This is a genomic window from Pseudomonas sp. (assembly GCF_017744435.1).
GTDB lineage: Bacteria > Pseudomonadota > Gammaproteobacteria > Pseudomonadales > Pseudomonadaceae > Aquipseudomonas.
Genome location: NZ_JAGIBG010000005.1, coordinates 103609 through 124129, shown reverse-complemented (window position 1 = coordinate 124129; position 20521 = coordinate 103609). Strand labels below are relative to the sequence as shown.

The following is a 20521-nucleotide window of genomic DNA, read 5'->3' as shown; positions in this document are numbered from 1 at the left end:
ATCGAGATGATATCCATCATGTCCTCCGCTGCATCGTTCCGCGTCGAAAAAGATCTGCTTGGTACCCTTGAAGTCCCTGGCGATGCCTACTACGGCATCCAGACCCTGCGCGCTGCCAACAACTTCCATCTCTCCGGTGTTCCGCTGTCGCACTACCCGAAGCTGGTCGTGGCCCTGGCCATGGTCAAGCAGGCCGCTGCCGACGCCAACCGTGAGCTGGGTCACCTGAGCGATGCCAAGCACGCTGCCATCAGTGCAGCCTGCGCCCGCCTGATCAAAGGCGATTACCACGACCAGTTCGTGGTGGACATGATCCAGGGTGGTGCCGGTACTTCCACCAACATGAACGCGAACGAAGTCATTGCCAACGTCGCGCTGGAGGCCATGGGCCACCAGAAGGGTGAGTACCAGTACCTGCACCCGAACAACGACGTGAACATGGCGCAGTCGACCAACGACGCCTACCCGACCGCCATCCGCCTGGGCCTGCTGCTGGGCCACGACGCCCTGCTGGCCAGCCTCGACAGCCTGATTCAGGCCTTCGCTGCCAAAGGCAAGGAATTCGACCACGTACTGAAGATGGGCCGCACCCAGCTGCAGGACGCCGTGCCGATGACCCTGGGCCAGGAATTCCGTGCCTTCGCCACCACCATGACCGAAGACCTGCAGCGCCTGCGCTCGCTGGCTCCGGAACTGCTGACCGAAATCAACCTGGGCGGTACCGCCATCGGTACCGGCATCAACGCCGACCCAGGCTACCAGGCCCTGGCCGTACAACGCCTGGCCACCATCAGCGGCCAGCCGCTGGTACCGGCTGCCGACCTGATCGAAGCCACTTCCGACATGGGCGCCTTCGTGCTGTTCTCCGGCATGCTCAAGCGTACCGCGGTCAAGCTGTCGAAGATCTGCAACGACCTGCGCCTGCTGTCCAGCGGCCCACGCACCGGCATCAACGAGATCAACCTGCCAGCGCGTCAGCCAGGCAGCTCGATCATGCCAGGCAAGGTCAACCCGGTTATCCCGGAAGCCGTCAACCAGGTGGCCTTCGCCATCATGGGCAACGACCTGGCCCTGACCGTCGCCGCCGAAGGTGGCCAGCTGCAGCTGAACGTGATGGAGCCGCTGATCGCCTACAAGATCTTCGACTCGATCCGCCTGCTCCAGCGCGCCATGGACATGCTGCGCGAGCACTGCATCGTCGGCATCACTGCCAACGAACAGCGCTGCCGTGAACTGGTCGAGCACTCGATCGGCCTGGTCACCGCCCTGAACCCGTACATCGGCTACGAAAACGCCACCCGTATCGCCCGCGTTGCCCTGGAAACCGGCCGCGGCGTACTGGAACTGGTGCGTGAAGAGAAGCTGCTGGACGACGCGATGCTCGACGACATCCTGCGTCCGGAAAACATGATCGCTCCACGTCTGGTTCCGCTGAAGGCGTAACTCAGACAGCTGCAAACAGTCTCACCAGGTCGAGGGACTAGACACCTCTCAACCTTTCAAAGGCCCGAGCGCACGCTCCGGGCCTTTTTTTTCACCTCACGAATGCCACGCCAGCCATGCCATACCGGTATCGGCACACAACTTGCTCCATAATGCCTCCCAGGCCTACGGGATGACCGAGCATGCTGCACAGCCACCTGACCACCCTCAACGCGGTTTCGCTGATCCTCAACCTGTTCCAGGAAGAAGGCTGCGAGGCGACAACGTTGCTCGCCGGCAGCGGCATAGGCCCGGCCGACCTGGGCCATAGCGATGCACGCATCACCACCCAGCAAGAGCTGCAGGTGTGCGCCAATGCCGTGGCCCGACGCGAGGAGATTGGCCTGGAACTGGGCCGGCGCATGCATGTGTCGTGCTACGGCATGCTCGGTTACGCCCTGCTCTCCAGTGCCACTTTGGGTGACGCCCTGCGCCTGGCGCTGCACTATCCGGCACTGCTGGGAACAGTCTTCAAGCTGCACCTGGTCGACGATGGCCAGCGCGTCTGGTTCAGCGCCAGCGAATACCACGACAGCCCGGCACTCGCCGCCTTCAATGCCGAGTTCTGCCTGGTGTCGTTGAAAGTGATCTGCGATGACCTGCTCGGCCGCACCCTGCCGCTGCTCGGCGCCCGCTTCGAGCACCCACGGCCCAGCTACCACGGCCTCTACACCGGTGCCTTCCAGTGCCCACTGGCTTTCGGTGCCGAGGACAACGCCTTTGCCTTCGAGCGGCGCTGGCTGGACATGCCATTGCCGCTGGCCGACCCGATTACCCACAAGGCCATGAGTGAGCGCTGCCGGCGCCTGAACCTGGAGTTCACCGGGCGCCAGGCCTGGCTTGGGCGGATCCGCCAGCTGTTGCTGCAACAGCTGGACGCGGCGCCGGGCCTGGAGGGGCTGGCGCGGCAGATGAACTGTTCGTCGCGGACCTTGCGCCGGCACCTGCAGGCGCTGGGTTGCAGTTATCAACAACTGCTCGATGAGCTGCGCTTCGATCGAGCCAAGCAATTGCTGGCCGACGAGCAGATGCCGATCTACCGGATCGCCGAGACCCTGGGGTTCAGCGAGACCGCGAGTTTCCGCCATGCATTCCAGCGTTGGAGCGGGGTCGCCCCCAGCCACTTCCGCGGTTGACCTGCAGTGGCCAACGAGCTTGGCCACATCGATCCCCTTTTGGCCGTTTGCGTCGTTCTCTGCCACCTGGCCGCCCGTGAAAATGGGCCCACGCCAGTACCCCGGAGAACAACAAATGCTGACGATCTATTCCGATGATCACCGCCTGCACCATGGCCGCTGCGAGCTGATCGACGGCAAGCTGATGCCTTGCTTCGAAATGCCCTCACGCGCCGACCACGTCCTCGAACAGGTGAAAAAGCGCAACCTCGGCGACGTCCAGGGCCCGACCGACTTCGGCCGCGCACCGCTGCAGCGCATTCACAGCGCTGACTACCTCGACTTCTTCCAGGGTGCCTGGGCACGCTGGGCCGCGCTCGGCCACGACGGCGACCTGCTGCCTTTCACCTGGCCGGCGCGCACCCTGCGCCAGGTCAAGCCAACCGGCCTGCACGGCGAACTCGGCTACTACAGCTTCGACGCCGGCGCACCGATCACCGCCGGCACCTGGCAGGCCGCCTACAGCGCCGCGCAGGTCGCCCTGACCGCCCAGGCTGCCATCCAGCAAGGCGCTCACTCGGCCTTCGCCCTGTGCCGCCCACCAGGGCACCACGCCGCCGCTGAAGTCATGGGTGGTTATTGCTACCTGAACAATGCCGCGATTGCTGCCCAGGCCTTCCTCGACCAGGGCCGCGCCAAGGTGGCCATCCTCGACGTCGACTACCACCACGGCAACGGCACCCAGGACATCTTCTACCAGCGCAACGACGTGTTCTTCGCCTCGATCCACGGCGACCCAACGGATGAATTCCCGTTCTTCCTCGGCTATGCCGACGAAACCGGTGAAGGCGCAGGCGAAGGCTGCAACATCAACTACCCGCTGCCCGCTGGCAGTGACTGGTCAGCCTGGAGCGCTGCACTGGAAGACGCCTGCCAACGCATTGCCGCCTATGACGCCGACGTGCTGGTGATCTCCCTCGGCGTGGACACCTTCAAGGACGATCCGATCTCCCAGTTCAAGCTGGACAGCCCGGACTACCTGGAAATGGGCAAGCGCATCGCCCAGCTCGGCAAGCCCACCCTGTTCGTGATGGAGGGTGGCTACGCTGTGGAAGAAATCGGTATCAACGCAGTCAATGTGCTGGAAGGCTTCCAGCGCGCCCAGCCAGGAGCCTGATCATGGTCCGACTCAAGCGTCTGCTCGCCCCGTTCATCGCTGCCACCCTGTTCACCGGTGCCCTGCACGCTCACGCCGAGCAGCGCACCCTGCGTGTGTATAACTGGTTCGATTACATCACCCCGCAGACCTTGAGCGACTTCCAGAAGGACAGTGGCGTCAAGCTGATCTACGACATCTTCGACACCAACGAAGCGCTCGAGGCCAAGTTGCTCACCGGCAACTCCGGCTATGACGTGGTAGTACCGTCCAACGTGTTCCTCGCCAAGCAGATCGAAGCCGGAGTGTTCCAGCCGCTGGACCGCAGCAAGCTGCCGAATTGGCAACACCTGGACCCGGCGCTGATGAAGCTGATCGAGGCCAACGACCCAGGCAACAAGTTCGCCGTGCCGTACATGTACGGCACCATCCTGATCGGCTTCAACCCGGACAAGGTCAAGGCCGTGCTGGGTGACAAGGCCCCGGTCGACAGCTGGGACCTGATCTTCAAGGAAGAGAACATCGCCAAGTTGAAGCAGTGCGGCGTCGCGTTGCTCGACTCGCCGTCAGAAATTCTGCCGCTGGCCTTGCAGCACCTGGGCCTGCCACCCAACAGCGACAAGCCGGACGACTACAAGAAGGCCGAAGCGCTGTTGCTGAAAATCCGCCCGTACATCACCTACTTCCATTCCTCGAAGTACATGGCCGACATCGCCAATGGCGATATCTGCGTGGCGGTGGGCTACAGCGGCAGCTTCTCCCAGGCCGCCAACCGCGCGAAGGATGCGAAGAATGGCGTGGTAGTGGACATGCGCCTGCCCAAGGAAGGTGCACCAATCTGGTTCGACATGCTGGCGATCCCGAAGAATGCGGCGAACCCGGAGGACGCCCATGCGTTCATCAACTACCTGCTGCGGCCTGAAGTGATTGCACCGATCAGCGACTTCGTCGGCTACCCGAACCCGAACAAGGATGCCACCGACAAGGTCAGCCCGGCGATACGCAACAACCCGAACCTGTACCCGACAGCGGAGGCAATGGCCAAGCTGTATACCCTCAAGCCGTTGACGCGTGAGGCTGAGCGGGCGCGGACCAGGGCCTGGACCCGGATCAAATCCGGCACCTGATTTAGGACCGGGGGCTGCTTTGCAGCCCATCGCCGGCAAGCGCGGCTCCCACACCGACCGCGCAGCTCTCAAGGCTTGCACCATACTTGTGGGAGCCGCGCTTGCCGGCGATGGGCCGCACAGCGGCCCCATTCACCGCTTCCAAGCCTTGCGCAATTTCAATAAAGACTCTGCAATCTCTCCTTCCGGCACCGCCGCAAACCCCAGCACCAGCCCTGCCCGCTTATCCACAGGCACCTGACTATCCTCCAGCCAGTAACTGCTCAGCGGGTTCACCTCCACCCCTACCGCTTCGGCCTTGGCCACCAACTCCTGCTCCCGCGCAAAGTTATCCACATCCACCTTCACATGCAGCCCCGCCGCCACCTCAGGCATCGCACCCAGCCCAGGCACATCCACCGGCCATCCGGCCTTGAGCACATTGCGCCGGCTCAACGCCGCCTTGCGCATGCGCCGGATGTGCCGCTGGAAGTGCCCCTGGGCCATGAATTCGGCCATCACGCACTGGGTGCCCACCTCCGAATGCCGAACCGCCAGCGCCCGCCCCTGGCTGAACGCCTGGACCAGCCGTGGCGGCAGCACCAGATAGCCCAGGCGCAATGCCGGAAAGGCGATCTTGCCAAAGGTACCGACGTACAACACCCGCCCCTGGCGGTCGAGCGCTGCCAGCGGGGTCAAGGGCGCGCCGCTGTAGCGGTACTCGCCATCGTAGTCGTCCTCGATGATCCAGCCATCGTTGCGCTCGGCCCAGGCCAGCAAGGCCAGGCGCCTCGGCAGGCTCATGGTCACGCCGGTCGGGTACTGGTGCGCCGGGGTGACATAGGCCAGCCGGCAGTCCGTCAACTGCTCCAGGCGCCGGCAGTCCATGCCCTCCTCGTCCACCGGCACGCCGGTCACCTTGCCACCGGCGACGGCGAAGGTATGCCCGGCGGCTCGATAACCCGGGTTTTCCACAGCCACGCCGTCACCCGGTTGCAACAGCAACTGTGCACAAAGGCTGATGGCCTGTTGCGCACCACTGGTGATCACAATTTGTTCAGCCGTGCAGGAAAGGCCACGCGAACGCCGCAAGTAGGCGGCTATCAGCTCGCGTAGCACAGGCTCACCCGCTGGGTCGCCATAACCCAGCTGCGCAGGCGACGGATTGCGCCAGAAAGCCGCCTGCAGCTTGGCCCACACGTCAAACGGGAATAGATCGAACGCCGGAATTCCGACTCGAAATGCCTTCGGCGCACCGCTTTTTGGCGGAGGCAGATGGTTATTTTTCAACCGCTCCAACGGCTCACTGGAAAGCTGGTTGCTGGATAAATCCTCAGTATTTCCCAGTGAAAATGTGGATAAGTCTGTTGATAAACCCCGGGATAACCCTGTGGACAGTTGTGTGGATAGTTTCGGCAGGCGGCTCACATACGTGCCATCCCCTACCCGGCTTTCGATGTAGCCCTCGGCATACAACTGGTCATAGGCACGCACCACGCTGTTACGCGACAGCGCCAGCACGTTTGCCAGGTCACGCGTGGCCGGCAACCGAGTGCCACTGCTCAGGCGGCCATCCAGCACCCGCGCACGCAAGGCCTGGTACAGCTGCTGGCTGAGCCCGCGACGACGGTCGAGCACGATACCGGCAGGATCGAAAGGCAATACGAGGGGACGCTCGCTCATGACATTGGACCTATCAAAACAGCCATAAATGGCCCTTACCCAGAGCCAATAGCCTGCCTAGGATGGAGCCATTCGACAAGGACCCTGCGCATGTACAACAGCAAACCCCATCAGGAACATGACCTTGAGCGCTTGCACCAGCACATGCGCGAAACCCGTCTGGCCGTACTGGTCAGCCACGGCGAACAGGGCCTGCTGGCCACGCACCTGCCGGTGCTGCTCGACACCGAAGAGGGCGAGTTTGGCACCGTCTATGCCCACCTGGCACGGGCCAACCGCCAATGGCAGGACCTGGCGCAAGGCGCCGAAGCACTGCTGGTGTTCCCGGGTGCCGACGCCTACGTCAGCCCCAGCTACTACCCGAGCAAGGCCGAAAACCCCAAGGTGGTGCCGACCTGGAACTACCTTGCCGTGCACGCCTACGGCACGGCCGAAGTGATCCACGACGCCGCGCCGCTGCTGCAGATCGTCAGCCGCCTGACCGACCGCCACGAACAAGGCCGCAGCGCGCCCTGGAAAGTCGCCGACGCCCCTGCCGACTACCTCGACGGCATGCTTCGCGCCATCGTCGGCATCCGCCTGCCCATTGCTCGCCTGCAAGGCGCGCGCAAGCTCAGCCAGAACCGCTCGGCCGAAGATATCGCTGGCGTGCGTGATGGCCTGGGCGCCAGCCCGGATTACCTGGACAACCAACTTGCGGCGCACATGCGCCAACTCTGAAGGAAAAGCCCTATGCCCAACGTTACCCTGCGCCCTGTCAGCGCCCAAGACCACGCCGCCTGGCTCGCCCTGTGGCAAGCCTACCTGCGCTTCTACCAGACCGAGCTGGCCGAAGCGGTAAGCCTCAGCACCTGGCAACGCCTGCTCGACCCGAATGAGCCAACCCATTCGACCCTGGCCTGGGTCGATGGCAAGGCGGTGGGCATGGTCAACTTCATCTACCATCGTTCCAACTGGAGCATCGAGAACTCCTGCTACCTGCAGGACCTCTACGTCGACAGCAGCCAGCGCGGCCTGGGCATCGGCCGCCAGCTGATCGAGCACGTGTACGCCACGGCCAAGGCCGCCGGCTGCATCAAGGTGCACTGGCTGACCCACGAAACCAACGCCACCGCCATCAGCCTGTACGAGCAGGTTGCCGAGCGCCCGGGCTTCATCCAATTCCGCAAAGGGTTGTAGGCCACATGACTGACGCACTGAACTGGAAACCTGCTGCATCGCCCAAGGCCGAGCCCATCGACGGCCGCTTCATCCGCCTGGAGAAACTCGACCCGACGCGCCACGGCGACGACCTCTGGGCCGCCCTGCAAGGTCCCGATTCCGACCCGGTGCTGTGGGACTACCTGCCCTACGGCCCGTTCACCGAGCGCGCTGCCTTCGACCGCTGGCTGCAAGGCAACGCCGCCGGCCACGACCCGCTGTATTACACCGTGATCGATCGTACCAACGGTCAGGCCCAGGGCGTGCTCACCTTGATGTCGATCGTACCCGACCACGGCCGTATCGAGATCGGCCACATCGCCTTCGGCGCACCGATGCAACGTACACCCAAGAGCACCGAGGCTGTCTACCTGTTGGGCAAGCTGGGCTTCGAGCTGGGCAACCGCCGCCTGGAGTGGAAGTGCAACAACGCCAACGCCCGCTCCAAGCGCGCAGCGGAGCGGTTCGGCTTCACTTATGAAGGCGTGTTCCGCAAGCATCTGGTGGTGAAAGACCACAACCGCGATACGGCGTGGTATTCGATTACCGATGATGAGTGGCCACAGGTGGCGGCCGGGTTCGAGCGGTGGTTGAGTGAGGCGAACCAACAGCCGGAAGGCCAGGTAGAGACGCTCGAGGTTTGCCGCAAAGGCTGAAAGATTTGCTGGATTTACTTGCCCCGCGAAGAGGCCGGCAAATCCGACACAAAAAAAGGGGAGCATCCGCTCCCCAGAGGTTAACCGCTTGTAGATGAGGGCTTATCTCAGCCCTCGATCTCGATCAGGATCTCGCCCGGCGTCACGCGATCGCCCTTGGCCACGTGGATGGCCACGACCTTGCCGGCGATGGCCGCCTGCACTTCGGTCTCCATCTTCATCGCTTCGGTGATCAGCACGGCCTGGCCGGCCTTGACCACGTCGCCTTCCTTGACCAGCACATCGACGATGTTGCCTGGCATGGTGGTGCTGACATGGCCCGGTGCACTGGCCTGCTTGCGCTTGCTGCCACCGCCGCCGACGAATTCGTTGAGCGGCTCGAACACCACTTCTTCCGGCATGCCGTCGATCGACAGGTAGAAGTGACGCTTGCCTTCGGCCTTGACGCCCACACCGGTGATGTCGACGCGGTAGGTTTCACCGTGCACGTCGATGACGAACTCGGTCGGTACACCTTCACCGCCATGGGACGCCACTGCACCGGCCTCGGGAATCGGCAGCAGGGCTTCTGGGGTCAGGGTGCCGGCTTCGCGTTCTTCGAGGAACTTGCGGCCAATGTCCGGGAACATGGCGAAGGTCAGTACGTCTTCTTCGCAACGGGCCAGGGCACCGATGTCGCCACGCAGCTTGGCCATCTCTGGCTTGAGCAGGTCGGCCGGGCGCACGTCGATCACTTCTTCGTTACCGATGGCCTGGCGGCGCAGTTGTTCGTTGATCACGCCAGGCGCCTTGCCGTAACCGCCCTGCAGGTACAGTTTCACCTCGTTGGTGATGGTCTTGTAGCGCTCACCGGCCAACACGTTGAAGAACGCCTGGGTACCGACGATCTGCGAGGTCGGGGTCACCAGCGGCGGGAAGCCGAGGTCTTCACGCACACGCGGGATCTCTGCCAGCACTTCGTTCATGCGGCTCAGCGCGCCCTGCTCCTTGAGCTGGTTGGCCAGGTTGGAAATCATCCCGCCCGGGACCTGGTTGACCTGCACGCGGGTATCCACGGCGGTGAACTCGCTCTCGAACTGGTGGTACTTCTTGCGCACGGCGTAGAAGTACAGGCCGATTTCCTGCAGCAACTCCAGGTCCAGGCCGGTGTCGAACTCGCTGCCCTTGAGCGCGGCGACCATCGACTCGGTACCCGGGTGGCTGGTGCCCCAGGCGAAGCTGGAGATCGCGGTATCGATGTGGTCGGCACCGTTTTCCACGGCCTTGAGCTGGCACATGGCGGCCAGGCCGGCGGTGTCGTGGGAATGGATGAACACCGGCAGCGACTGCTCGGCCTTCAGCGCCCTGACCAGCTCGCCGGTGGCGAACGGCGTCAGCAGGCCGGCCATGTCCTTGATCGCAATCGAGTCGCACCCCATGGCTTCCATCTGCTTGGCCTGGGCGACGAAGGCGTCGATGGTGTGCACGGGGCTGACGGTGTAGGCGATGGTACCCTGGGCATGTTTGCCAGCAGCCTTCACCGCTTCGATGGCAACACGCAGGTTACGCACGTCGTTCATGGCGTCGAAGATGCGGAACACGTCGATGCCGTTGACTGCGGCCTTGGCGACGAAGGCCTTGACCACATCGTCGCTGTAGTGGCGGTAGCCCAACAGGTTCTGGCCGCGCAGCAGCATTTGCAGACGGGTGTTCGGCAGGGCCGCACGCAGTTTGCGCAGGCGCTCCCACGGGTCTTCCTTGAGGAAGCGCACGCAGGCGTCGAAGGTGGCACCACCCCAGACTTCCAGCGACCAGTAGCCGACCTTGTCGAGCTTGTCGCAGATCGGCAGCATGTCTTCGGTACGCATGCGGGTAGCCAGCAGGGACTGGTGGGCGTCGCGCAGGATCGTGTCGGTTACGTGAATTTTCTTGGACATTATGGGGTTCCTCACAGGCCTGCGTGGGCGGCGATGGCGGCGGCGATGGCCAGGGCCAGCTCTTCGGGTTTGCGCTTGATCGAGTAGTTGGTCAGTTCCGGGTGGCTTTCGACGAAGCTGGTATTGAACTGGCCGCTACGAAATTCCGGATTGCGCAGGATTTCCTGGTAGTACGCGGCGGTGGTCTTCACCCCTTGCACGCGCATGTCGTCCAGGGCCCGCAGGCCGCGGTCCATGGCTTCTTCCCAGGTCAACGCCCAGACCACCAGCTTCAGGCACATGGAGTCGTAGAACGGCGGAATGGTGTAGCCGGTGTAGATCGCCGTGTCGGTGCGCACGCCCGGGCCGCCGGGGGCGTAGTAACGGGTGATCTTGCCGAAGCTGGGCAGGAAGTTGTTCTTCGGGTCTTCGGCGTTGATGCGGAACTGCAACGCGTAGCCACGGTGCTGGATGTCTTCCTGTTTCACCGACAGTGGCAGGCCCGACGCGATACGGATCTGTTCGCGGACGATGTCGATACCGGTGATTTCCTCGGTGATGGTGTGTTCCACCTGCACCCGGGTGTTCATCTCCATGAAGTACACCTCGCCATCGGCGAGCAGGAACTCCACGGTACCGGCGTTCTCGTAGTTCACCGCCTTGGCCGCACGCACCGCCAGGTCGCCGATGTAGGCGCGCTGCTCGGGGGTGAGCTGGGGGCTCGGGGCGATTTCGATGAGCTTCTGGTTGCGGCGCTGGATCGAGCAGTCGCGCTCGAACAGGTGCACGACGTTGCCGAAGCTGTCACCGAGGATCTGCGCCTCGATGTGCTTGGGGTTGACGATGCACTTTTCCAGGAACACTTCCGCCGAACCGAAGGCCTTGGTGGCCTCGGAAATTACCCGCGGGAAGTTCTGTTCCAGTTCTTCACGGCTGTTGCAGCGGCGGATACCACGGCCGCCGCCACCGGAAGTAGCCTTGAGCATCACCGGGTAACCGATGCGGTCACCTTCGCTCAGGGCTTCATGAATATCGGCGACGTTGCCTTCGGTACCGGGGGTCACCGGTACACCGGCCTGGATCATGGTGCGACGCGCTTCGGTCTTGTCGCCCATGCGGCGAATGACGTCGGCGGCCGGGCCGATGAACTTGATCCCGCGCTCGGCGCAAATTTCCGCCAGTTCAGCGTTTTCCGACAGGAAACCGTAACCCGGGTGCAGGGCGTCACAGCCGGTTTCCACAGCAAGGTTGACCAGCTTGCGCGGGTTCAGGTAACCGGCCAGTGGCTCGGCACCAATGCTGTAGGCCTCGTCGGCGCGCTTGACGTGCAAGGCGTGACGGTCGGCGTCGGAATAGATCGCGACAGAGCGAATGCCCATCTCGGCGCAGGCACGCACGATCCGAACTGCGATTTCACCCCGGTTGGCGATCAGGATTTTTTTTATCACTGGAGTCTTCCCAAAGCCGTAGGAACAGACGATCCGGTTCTACCGGTCGGCGCGTGACCAGAGGTTGCTGGCCAGTCGCACATTCACCCTAGCGCTGAAGGTCGATAAACAAAAATCAATATTTGTTAGGGGCTGTATTAGCAAAAGCTTATAGTTCGGTAACAAGGTATTGCCGATGAGCCGATAAAAATGCGTAAGTCCTTGATGCGTATGACATTGCGTCAATTGCAGATCTTCAACGAGGTGTGCGATTTGCGTTCGTACAGCCGGGCTGCGGAGGAGATGGCACTGACGCAACCCGCCGTTAGTCTACAGATCCGTCAGCTCGAAGAGCTGATCGGCCAGCCACTGTTCGAGTACGTTGGCAAGAAGCTCTACCTGACCGAAGCGGCCGAAGCACTGCAGCGCGCCAGCCGCGACATCTTCGGCCGCCTGGAGAGCCTGGACATGCAGCTATCGGACATGCAGGGCTCACTGCAGGGGCAGCTGAAACTGGCGATCGAGTCCAGTGCCAAGTACTTCGTGCCACACCTGTTCGCCGCCTTCAAGCAGCGTCACCCGGAGGTCAACCTGACCCTCACCGTGGTCAACCGGGCCCAGGCGATCCGCCGGCTCTCCGACAACCGCGACGACCTGATCATCATGTCGATGGTGCCACAGGACATGGGCCTGGAGTTCCTGCCGTTTCTCAACAACCCGATCATTGCCGTGGCACCGCCGGAACACCCGCTGTGCAAGCTCGAACACCTGCGCCTGCAGGACCTGGAGCCTCATACCCTGCTGGTCCGCGAGCAGGGTTCGGGCACGCGCAAGGCCTGCGAGGAGTACTTCAAGGACAAGCGCGTGCACTTCACCCAGACGCTGGAGGTCGCATCGGCCGATGCCCAGCGCGAATGCGTGATCGCCGGCCTGGGTATTGCCTTGCTGACCCGCCATGCCGTGAACCTGGAGCTGGCCACGGGGGTACTCAGGGAGCTGCCGGTGGAGGAGCTGCCGCTGTACCGCAGCTGGTGCGTGGTGCAGGCCAAGGCCAAGCGGCAGTCGCCGGTTGCCTTGGCCTTTCTGGCGTTCATCCGCAGCGAACGTGCGCTTATCAGCGCACTGGTTGAGCGTTTTTCGGGGAAGTTGCCGCCGACGCCTGCCACACCGTGAGCGCTTGCAGCTCAGGGTAGTCGACCAGATCGCGGAGCAGTTGACGCTGGTCGCAATAGCTCTCGATCGCGCGGCGGTATTCCATGCGGCGCTGATCCTTTTCCTGCTGCTTGCGAGCCTTGGCGCTGGGTTGGTACGTACCGTCGAAGTCACGAGCCATTGCCTGTCTCCCAGATAGGATGCGGGAGTTTCAGACTGGCCTTGAGGGTTTACGGTTTGGCTGTGGAATGGTGACAAAACCGTGAAATTTGACAGCCTGTTCCGGCCCTTTCGCGGGTTTATCGAGGCGTCGAACCGCCGCGAAGAGGCCGGTACAGGCTTACCTCAGTCGTCGGTAGCCTTGATCGACTTGGGCGACAAACGCAGGCTGCGCAAGCTGCGCTTCACGCTCTTGAGGTGATTGACCAGGCTCGGCCCACGGGCCATGGCCACGCCCATGGCCAGTACGTCGATCACCACCAGGTGAGCGATACGCGAGGTCAGCGGGGTGTAGATCTCGGTGTCTTCATGCACGTCGATCGCCAGGTTGACCGTCGACAGCTCCGCCAGCGGCGTCGCGCTCGGGCACAGGGTGATCAGGTTGGCACCGCTTTCACGCACCAGGTTGGCGGTGATCAGCAGGTCCTTGGAACGCCCCGACTGGGAAATGCATACCGCCACGTCACCCGGCTTCAGCGTCACCGCCGACATGGCCTGCATGTGCGGGTCGGAGTAGGCCGCGGCGCTGAGCAGCAGGCGGAAGAACTTGTGCTGGGCGTCGGCGGCGACCGCGCCGGATGCACCAAAACCATAGAACTCCACGCGTTGCGCCTGAGCCATGGCACTCACGGCCTGCTGCAGAGCCTGCGGGTCCAGGTGTTCACGCACTTCCATCAGCGTGTGCAGGGTAGTGTCGAAAATCTTCAGGCTGTAGTCGGCAACCGAGTCGTCTTCATGAATCGCGAACTGGCCGAAACTGGCACCGGCCGCCAGGCTCTGCGCCAGCTTGAGCTTGAGATCCTGAAAGCCCGAACAACCGATCGCCCGGCAGAAACGCACAATGGTCGGCTCGCTGATACCCACGCTGTGCGCCAGGTCAGCCATGGAACTGTGCATCACGGCAGCCGGGTCGAGCAGCACGTGGTCGGCCACTTTGAGTTCCGATTTGCGCAGCAGGTGGCGCGATTGGGCGATATGTTGCAACAGATTCACGGGCTGGACTCGGTTATGATCGGCTGGCCGGGATGTAGCTTTCTTGTAGTTATACTACATGGACGCCAACCCGCCCAGTTAAACGAACGTGGAGAGTGGTGGTTTGACTATTCCTTGCGACATTCTGGTGTTCGGTGGCACCGGTGACCTGGCCCTGCACAAACTGCTGCCGGCGCTCTATCACCTGTATCGCGAGGCACGCCTGAACAACGCGGTGCGCATCATTGCCCTCGCCCGCCGCCACATAAGCCGTGACGAATACCTCAAGCTCGCCGAGCGCCATTGCCGGGCGCAGATTGCCCGCCACGATTTCGATGAAGATGTGTGGCAACGCTTTTCCGCACGCCTCGACTACTTCCCCATGGATGCCGCGCAAAGCGCCGATTTCGTCCGCCTGGCGCGCTACCTCGGCGAGCCTGGAGGGCTGACCCGCATCTACTACCTGGCCACTGCGCCCAACCTCTTCGTGCCGATTGCCAACCATCTGCGGATTGCCGGGCTGGCCGACAGCGAAGCGCGCATCGTGCTGGAGAAGCCGATCGGTCACTCGCTGGCATCCGCCACCGCCATCAACGAAGCGATCGGCGCGGTGTTCGACGAATCGCAGGTGTTTCGCATCGACCACTACCTCGGCAAGGAAACCGTGCAGAACCTGATGGCCCTGCGCTTCGCCAATGCCCTGCTGGAGCCGGTGTGGCGCAACGGCCAGGTCGACCATGTGCAGATCAGCGTCTGCGAAACCCTCGGCGTGGAAAACCGCGGCGGTTACTACGACCGCGCCGGGGCGACTCGCGACATGCTGCAGAATCACCTGCTGCAGTTGCTGTGCCTGGTGGCCATGGAGCCGCCCGCGCAGTTCGAGGCCGAAGCCGTGCGCGACGAGAAAGTGAAGATCCTGCGCGCACTCAAACCCATTGCCGGCCAGGACGTGCAGGACAAGACCGTGCGTGGCCAGTACGGTGCCGGCCACATCGGCGGCCAGGAAGTGCCGGCCTACTACTTCGAGAAGGACGTCGACAACGACACCGACACCGAAACCTTCGTCGCCGTGCACGCCCACATCGACAACTGGCGCTGGGCCGGCGTGCCTTTCTACCTGCGCACCGGCAAGCGCATGGCACGGCGCTCGTCGCAGATCGTCATCCAGTTCAAACCGGTGCCCCACGAGCTGTTCAGCGGCGGCCAGGTCAACCAGTTGCTGATCCAGCTACAGCCGGAGGAGCGCATCAGCCTGCGCATGATGACCAAGAGCCCCGGCAAGGGCATGCGCCTGGAGCCGGTCGATCTGGACCTCAACCTTGCCCAGGTATTTGGCCAGACCCGCCGCTGGGACGCCTACGAACGTCTGCTGCTGGACATCCTGGAGGGCGATTCGACGCTGTTCATGCGCCGCGACGAAGTGGAGGCCGCCTGGGCCTGGATCGACCCGATCATCGAGGGTTGGCAAGAGCACTTCCAGGCGCCCCGCCACTATGCTGCCGGCAGCAACGGCCCGGAACAGGCCAACAGCCTGCTGGCCAGGCATGGCAGGCACTGGCACGGCTGAGGGTTGGTGCGCTCAATGCCCCCACGGGCGGGCAATCATCTGCCTGAACTCAGGCTCCGGGACGGGCCTGCTGATCAGGTAGCCCTGGGCCTCGTCACACGCCTGCTCACGCAGGAACGCGAGTTGTTCCGCCGTTTCCACCCCCTCCGCCACCACCTTCAGGCCCAGGCTCCTGGACATCGTGATGATCGCCTGGGTAATGGCCGCATCCTGGCTACCCTCGTGCACACCACGAATGAATGCCTGGTCGATCTTCACGTAGTCCACCGGCAGGCGCTTGAGGTAGCTCAATGACGAATAGCCGGTGCCAAAATCGTCGATGGCCAGTTTCACCCCCAGTATGTGCAGTTGCTCGAAGGTCGAGATGATGTGTTCGACGCTGTCCAGCAACTGGCTTTCGGTAAGCTCCAGCTCCAGCAGGTGCGGCGCCAGCCCGGTTTCCTCCAGCACCTGACGCACCAGGCTGACCAGCTTGCCCTGGCGCAGCTGGTAGACCGACAGGTTGACCGAAACCCGCACCTCCAGCCCTTGCCGTTGCCATTCACGCGCTTGCCTGCAGGCATGGCGGAGCACGAACTCGCCGATAGGGGCGATCAGCCCGGTTTCTTCCGCCAGGCCGATGAATTCGCCCGGCGGCACCATGCCCCGCTGTGGATGCAGCCAGCGCACCAGCGCCTCGGCGGCATGCAAGCGCCCACTGAGCAGGCACAGCTTGGGCTGGTAATAGACCATCAGTTGTTCTTCATCGATGGCCTTGCGAAGCTGGTTCTCCAGCTGCAGACGCTCGAGCGTGCTGGCGCGCAGGCTCTCGGTATAGAACTGGAAGTTGTCACCCCCAAGGTGCTTGGCATGCTGCTTGGCCATGTCGGCCTGGCTGATCAGGGCATCGGCATCGAGTGTGGCGTCGGACAGCACACTGATGCCCACCGAAGCGCTGACCACGACCTCATGCCCATCGAGCCGCTGCGGCTTGCGCAACTTGTTCAGCAAGCGGGTGGTGACCTGCACCAGGCTCGACAGGTTGCTGTAACCATCGAACAGCACGGCAAACTCATCGCCGGACAGCCGCGCCACGGTATCCGCCTCGGGAACGGTGCTGACAATGCGCCGGGCAATCTTGTGAATCAGCTGATCGGCCAGTTCATGGCCCAGGCTTTCATTGAGCAGCTTGAACCGGTCCAGATCAACATGCAGCAATGCGAGGCTTCGGCCGTTGCCGCGCACGCGTTGCGCAGCTTCCTGCAGGCGCAGCCGGAACAGTGTACGGTTGGCCAACCCGCTCAGTTCATCGTAGTGCGCCAGGTAGCGCAGGCGCTCCTCGGATGCCCGACGGGCCGACAGGTCGGTGAAGAAGCCGACCACCTGGTTCAAGTGGCCTTGAGGGTCGCGCACAGCCGTCAGCTGCAACCTTTGCGGGTGTAACTCGCCGTGCTTGCGGGCCTCTACCAGCTCACCCTGCCAGCCGCCTTGCAGCGCCAGCGCCGACTCGATGGCCTGGCTGTGCCGGCGCGCATCGCTGTGGCATGGCAGGTCGAACAGCTCGCGCGCCAGCAGCTCGGAGCGGTTGTAGCCGGTCATCTGGCAGTAAGCCTGATTCACTGCCAGCACCACGAAATCGGCACTGAGAATCGCCACACCCTCATTGCAGGCCTCGAACACCGTGGCAGCAAGGCGCTGCTGCTCTTCGAGCACCTTCTGCGCCGAAACCCGTTGCAGGTCCTGGTTCAACGCCTGATTCTGGAAACGCCGCAGCAGGCTGCGGTCGAGCAGCCGGTTGACCTGCCAGGCCACCACCAGCAGCGCCGCCAGCAGGATCAGGCCGAGCCAGCCCCAACCGCGCTGCTGCCCCGCCTCGAAGTAGAACAGGAACAGGATGGGTGGCAACAGGCAGGGCAAGGCAAAGCTGAGGAAGGCCGGCAGGCTCACTGCATAGGCAATGCTCGCGCTCAAGGTGGCCATCCCCAGCAACCCGAACACCCAGGCCTGCTGCACGAAATTGTCTTCCGGCACCAGCGCGATCGCAGCACAGGCCAAGGTCAAGCCGCTGAACGCCGAACCGAACAGGAACATGCGGCGCCAGCCGGGGTTGGCCTGGCGTTGCGCCGTGGCTGCGTCGAACGCCGCCACCTGGATCACCCGCAGGGCCACCAGCGCGAGCACCCACACCAGCCACACGCCCATCAGCAGATAGCGCCCAGGGCTCCACAACAGCCAGGCACACAGCAGGCCGTTGAGCAGCATGAACAATGTGGGTAACAGTGAGCCTTGATACAGCAGACGAGTTCGCTCGACGGAGAGCTGAGTGGCGAACTGCCTGCGCACGTTCCTTGTCATCTCCAGCGATACTCCGATCGCCGTGCAGTCCTGGGTCATAGCGCTGGTTCTTGTAGTGTTCTTGTTATGGTTGGCACTAAACGAGCTGCGATCTTACACAAACGGCAGACTTGGCCAAACTGCTGTCGGGCATCTTCCACCCAGTCAGGCGGGTGCAGACACTGGTATAGCTGAAATGTTGCGGCTACCAGAACCCGATGAGCGACCGCCCAAGAGGTGAATATTTATACAGTAGACGTTTGCCCGTTGCCCGGCCTGCCCCTAGAATGGCCGGATGCACACAGATGACCTCTCCCTCCTGCTGAACTCCCTCAACGATGCCCAACGCCAGGCCGTCGCGGCCACGCTTGGGCGTCAGCTGGTGCTTGCTGGCGCCGGTTCCGGTAAAACCCGCGTGCTGGTGCACCGCATCGCCTGGCTGATCCAGGTCGAGCAGGCCTCACCGCACTCGATCCTGTCGGTGACCTTCACCAACAAGGCTGCCGCCGAAATGCGCCAGCGGATCGAGCAGTTGCTGGGTATCAACCCGGCCGGCATGTGGGTGGGCACCTTCCACGGCCTGGCGCACCGCCTGCTGCGGGCGCACTGGCAGGAAGCACGCCTGGTGCAGAACTTCCAGATCCTCGACAGCGATGACCAGCAGCGGCTGATCAAGCGCGTCATGCGCGAACTCGGCCTGGACGAGCAGAAATGGCCGGCGCGCCAGGCCCAGTGGTTCATCAACGGGCAAAAGGACGAGGGCCTGCGCCCGCAACATATCCAGGCCAGCGGCGACCTGTTCCTGCAGACCATGCGCGATGTCTACAGCGCCTACGAACAGGCCTGCGAACGCGCCGGGGTCATCGATTTCTCCGAATTGCTGCTGCGCGCCCTCGACCTGTGGCGCGACCACCCTGGCCTGCTGGAGCACTACCAGCGGCGCTTCCGCCACCTGCTGGTGGACGAATTCCAGGACACCAACGCCGTGCAGTACGCCTGGCTGCGCCTGCTGGCTGGCAAGAACGGTGGCAGCCTGATGGCGGTGGGCGACGACGACCAGTCGATCTATGGCTGGCGCGGCGCCAAGATCGAGAACATTCATCAGTACACCGCCGACTTCCCTGATGCCGAGATGATTCGCCTGGAGCAGAACTACCGCTCCACTGGCGGCATCCTCAAGGCCGCGAACGCGCTGATCGCCAACAACAGCGGGCGCCTGGGCAAGGAACTGTGGACCGACATGGGCGAAGGCGAGCCCCTGACGCTGTACGCCGCCTACAACGAACACGATGAAGCGCGCTATGTGGTCGAGACCATCGAGAGCCTGATCAAGCAAGGCAACGCACGCAGCGACATCGCCATCCTGTATCGCTCCAACGCCCAGTCGCGGGTGCTGGAAGAAGCCCTGCTGCGCGAACGCATCCCCTATCGCATCTACGGTGGCCAGCGCTTCTTTGAACGCGCCGAAATCAAGAACGCAATGGCCTACCTGCGGCTGATCGAAGGCCGCGGCAACGATGCGGCGCTGGAACGGGTGATCAACGTGCCACCCCGTGGTATCGGCGAGAAGACCGTCGAAGCCATTCGCGAGCATGCCCGCCACAGCCAGCTGTCGATGTGGGAAGCGATGTGCCAGCTGCTGGCCGCCAAGGCGCTGAAAGGCCGAGCCGCTTCTGCCCTGGGTGCCTTCATCGAGTTGATCGAGGGCCTGGCCAGCAAGGTCGCCGACATGCCGCTGCACACCATGACCCAGACCGCCATCGAGCAGTCCGGCCTGATCATCTATCACCAGGAAGAAAAGGGTGAAAAGGGCCAGGCACGGGTAGAAAACCTTGAGGAACTGGTCAGCGCCGCGCGCAACTTCGAAACCAGCGAAGACGACGCCGACCTGTCGCCGCTGTCGGCCTTCCTTGGCCATGCCTCGCTGGAGGCCGGCGATGCCCAGGCGGACGAGCACGAAGACAGCATCCAGCTGATGACCTTGCACAGCGCCAAGGGCCTGGAATTCCCCTACGTGTTCCTGGTCGGCATGGAAGAAGGCCTGTTCCCGCACAAGATGAGCCTGGAAGAACCTGGCCGCCTGGAAGAGGAACGCCGCCTGGCCTACGTGGGCATTACCCGTGCCATGCGCCAGCTGATCATGACCTATGCCGAGACCCGCCGCCTCTATGGCAGCGAGACCTACAACAAGGTGTCTCGTTTCGTACGCGAGATTCCGAGCGGCCTGGTTCAGGAAGTACGCCTTTCCAATAGTGTCAGCCGACCGTTCGGCGGTTCGACGAGCACGAGCAGCAACCTGTTTGCCAATGCCAATATTCCACAGACCGCCTTCAACCTGGGCCAGCGCGTGCAGCATGCCGTGTTTGGCGAAGGGGTGATCCTCAACTTCGAGGGCTCCGGTGCCCAGGCGCGGGTGCAGGTGAACTTTGCCGAAGGCAGCAAATGGCTCATGCTGGGGTACGCCAAGCTCGAGGCTATCTAAAAGCCTCGAAACATTCAGGCAAAAGCTGGAAACATCTTGTCGCTGGTCATGTGCACAGGAACCTGTGCACCATGGCGCGCGTGCAATCCACAACAG

The 20521-nt window shown here is 63.0% G+C and carries 16 protein-coding genes; 10 read left to right on the top strand and 6 right to left on the bottom strand.

Annotation, left to right across the window (positions count from 1 at the left end; genetic code table 11):
• Positions 1-18: 18 nt before the first annotated feature.
• From aspA to J7573_RS05885, 4 genes are all read left to right on the top strand, one after another.
• Positions 19-1443, top strand: coding sequence for an aspartate ammonia-lyase (gene aspA / locus J7573_RS05900; RefSeq protein WP_294330228.1), 1425 nt, complete (start codon positions 19-21; stop codon positions 1441-1443).
• Between the two features lie 182 nt (positions 1444-1625).
• The gene (locus J7573_RS05895) at positions 1626-2618 is read left to right on the top strand and encodes an AraC family transcriptional regulator (RefSeq protein ID WP_294330227.1); all 993 of its coding nucleotides are present in this window, start codon (positions 1626-1628) and stop codon (positions 2616-2618) included.
• 115 nt (positions 2619-2733) lie between these two features.
• Positions 2734-3774 (top strand): histone deacetylase family protein, encoded by a 1041-nt coding sequence (locus J7573_RS05890; protein WP_294330225.1) that lies wholly within the window; start codon positions 2734-2736, stop codon positions 3772-3774.
• 2 nt (positions 3775-3776) lie between these two features.
• On the top strand, positions 3777-4880 hold the full coding sequence (locus J7573_RS05885; RefSeq protein ID WP_294330223.1) for a polyamine ABC transporter substrate-binding protein: 1104 nt from the start codon (positions 3777-3779) through the stop codon (positions 4878-4880).
• 132 nt (positions 4881-5012) lie between these two features.
• On the opposite strand, the gene J7573_RS05880 is transcribed toward J7573_RS05885, so the two are convergent.
• Complete coding sequence (locus J7573_RS05880; RefSeq protein WP_294330221.1) at positions 5013-6542, bottom strand: PLP-dependent aminotransferase family protein; 1530 nt, start codon at positions 6540-6542, stop codon at positions 5013-5015.
• 90 nt (positions 6543-6632) lie between these two features.
• On the opposite strand from J7573_RS05880, the gene J7573_RS05875 reads away from it, so the two are divergent.
• Genes J7573_RS05875 through J7573_RS05865 form a run of 3 tightly spaced genes read left to right on the top strand, consistent with a single transcriptional unit; the run spans position 6633 to position 8398 of the window.
• Positions 6633-7262: an FMN-binding negative transcriptional regulator gene (locus tag J7573_RS05875; RefSeq protein ID WP_294330217.1), complete on the top strand. Its 630-nt coding sequence runs from the start codon at positions 6633-6635 to the stop codon at positions 7260-7262.
• 12 nt (positions 7263-7274) lie between these two features.
• Positions 7275-7721 carry a GNAT family N-acetyltransferase gene (locus tag J7573_RS05870; RefSeq protein ID WP_294330215.1) on the top strand — a complete coding sequence of 149 codons (447 nt, stop codon included), beginning with the start codon at positions 7275-7277 and terminating at the stop codon, positions 7719-7721.
• Positions 7722-7726: 5 nt separating this feature from the next.
• Positions 7727-8398: a GNAT family protein gene (locus tag J7573_RS05865; RefSeq protein ID WP_294330213.1), complete on the top strand. Its 672-nt coding sequence runs from the start codon at positions 7727-7729 to the stop codon at positions 8396-8398.
• A 107-nt stretch (positions 8399-8505) separates the two neighbouring features.
• On the opposite strand, the gene oadA is transcribed toward J7573_RS05865, so the two are convergent.
• Both oadA and J7573_RS05855 read right to left on the bottom strand, forming a co-directional pair.
• Entirely contained in the window at positions 8506-10314 is a 1809-nt protein-coding gene (oadA, locus tag J7573_RS05860) for a sodium-extruding oxaloacetate decarboxylase subunit alpha (protein ID WP_294330210.1), read from the bottom strand.
• An 11-nt stretch (positions 10315-10325) separates the two neighbouring features.
• Positions 10326-11741 carry an acetyl-CoA carboxylase biotin carboxylase subunit gene (locus J7573_RS05855; protein WP_054884776.1) on the bottom strand — a complete coding sequence of 472 codons (1416 nt, stop codon included), beginning with the start codon at positions 11739-11741 and terminating at the stop codon, positions 10326-10328.
• 204 nt (positions 11742-11945) lie between these two features.
• On the opposite strand from J7573_RS05855, the gene J7573_RS05850 reads away from it, so the two are divergent.
• Entirely contained in the window at positions 11946-12893 is a 948-nt protein-coding gene (locus J7573_RS05850) for a LysR family transcriptional regulator (RefSeq protein WP_294330351.1), read from the top strand.
• Here J7573_RS05850 and J7573_RS05845 read toward each other — a convergent pair.
• Positions 12835-13053 carry a PA3496 family putative envelope integrity protein gene (locus J7573_RS05845; RefSeq protein WP_294330206.1) on the bottom strand — a complete coding sequence of 73 codons (219 nt, stop codon included), beginning with the start codon at positions 13051-13053 and terminating at the stop codon, positions 12835-12837. The genes J7573_RS05850 and J7573_RS05845 overlap by 59 nt on opposite strands.
• Before the next feature lie 164 nt (positions 13054-13217).
• The gene (gene hexR / locus J7573_RS05840; protein WP_027917078.1) at positions 13218-14084 is read right to left on the bottom strand and encodes a transcriptional regulator HexR; all 867 of its coding nucleotides are present in this window, start codon (positions 14082-14084) and stop codon (positions 13218-13220) included.
• 103 nt (positions 14085-14187) lie between these two features.
• Here hexR and zwf point away from each other — a divergent pair, with 103 nt between their 5' ends.
• Positions 14188-15630: a glucose-6-phosphate dehydrogenase gene (gene zwf, locus J7573_RS05835; RefSeq protein ID WP_294330203.1), complete on the top strand. Its 1443-nt coding sequence runs from the start codon at positions 14188-14190 to the stop codon at positions 15628-15630.
• A 12-nt stretch (positions 15631-15642) separates the two neighbouring features.
• On the opposite strand, the gene J7573_RS05830 is transcribed toward zwf, so the two are convergent.
• The gene (locus J7573_RS05830; RefSeq protein WP_294330201.1) at positions 15643-18003 is read right to left on the bottom strand and encodes a GGDEF and EAL domain-containing protein; all 2361 of its coding nucleotides are present in this window, start codon (positions 18001-18003) and stop codon (positions 15643-15645) included.
• 235 nt (positions 18004-18238) lie between these two features.
• Here J7573_RS05830 and uvrD point away from each other — a divergent pair, with 235 nt between their 5' ends.
• Positions 18239-20425, top strand: coding sequence for a DNA helicase II (gene uvrD, locus J7573_RS05825; RefSeq protein ID WP_294330199.1), 2187 nt, complete (start codon positions 18239-18241; stop codon positions 20423-20425).
• Positions 20426-20521: the final 96 nt, after the last annotated feature.

Coding starts and splice junctions, on each gene's coding strand:
- aspA (WP_294330228.1), top strand. CDS start 19: ATGTCCTCCGCTGCATCGTTCCGCGTCGAAAAAGATCTGCTTGGTACC.
- J7573_RS05895 (WP_294330227.1), top strand. CDS start 1,626: ATGCTGCACAGCCACCTGACCACCCTCAACGCGGTTTCGCTGATCCTC.
- J7573_RS05890 (WP_294330225.1), top strand. CDS start 2,734: ATGCTGACGATCTATTCCGATGATCACCGCCTGCACCATGGCCGCTGC.
- J7573_RS05885 (WP_294330223.1), top strand. CDS start 3,777: ATGGTCCGACTCAAGCGTCTGCTCGCCCCGTTCATCGCTGCCACCCTG.
- J7573_RS05880 (WP_294330221.1), bottom strand. CDS start 6,542: ATGAGCGAGCGTCCCCTCGTATTGCCTTTCGATCCTGCCGGTATCGTG.
- J7573_RS05875 (WP_294330217.1), top strand. CDS start 6,633: ATGTACAACAGCAAACCCCATCAGGAACATGACCTTGAGCGCTTGCAC.
- J7573_RS05870 (WP_294330215.1), top strand. CDS start 7,275: ATGCCCAACGTTACCCTGCGCCCTGTCAGCGCCCAAGACCACGCCGCC.
- J7573_RS05865 (WP_294330213.1), top strand. CDS start 7,727: ATGACTGACGCACTGAACTGGAAACCTGCTGCATCGCCCAAGGCCGAG.
- oadA (WP_294330210.1), bottom strand. CDS start 10,314: ATGTCCAAGAAAATTCACGTAACCGACACGATCCTGCGCGACGCCCAC.
- J7573_RS05850 (WP_294330351.1), top strand. CDS start 11,946: ATGCGTATGACATTGCGTCAATTGCAGATCTTCAACGAGGTGTGCGAT.
- J7573_RS05845 (WP_294330206.1), bottom strand. CDS start 13,053: ATGGCTCGTGACTTCGACGGTACGTACCAACCCAGCGCCAAGGCTCGC.
- J7573_RS05830 (WP_294330201.1), bottom strand. CDS start 18,003: ATGACCCAGGACTGCACGGCGATCGGAGTATCGCTGGAGATGACAAGG.
- uvrD (WP_294330199.1), top strand. CDS start 18,239: ATGCACACAGATGACCTCTCCCTCCTGCTGAACTCCCTCAACGATGCC.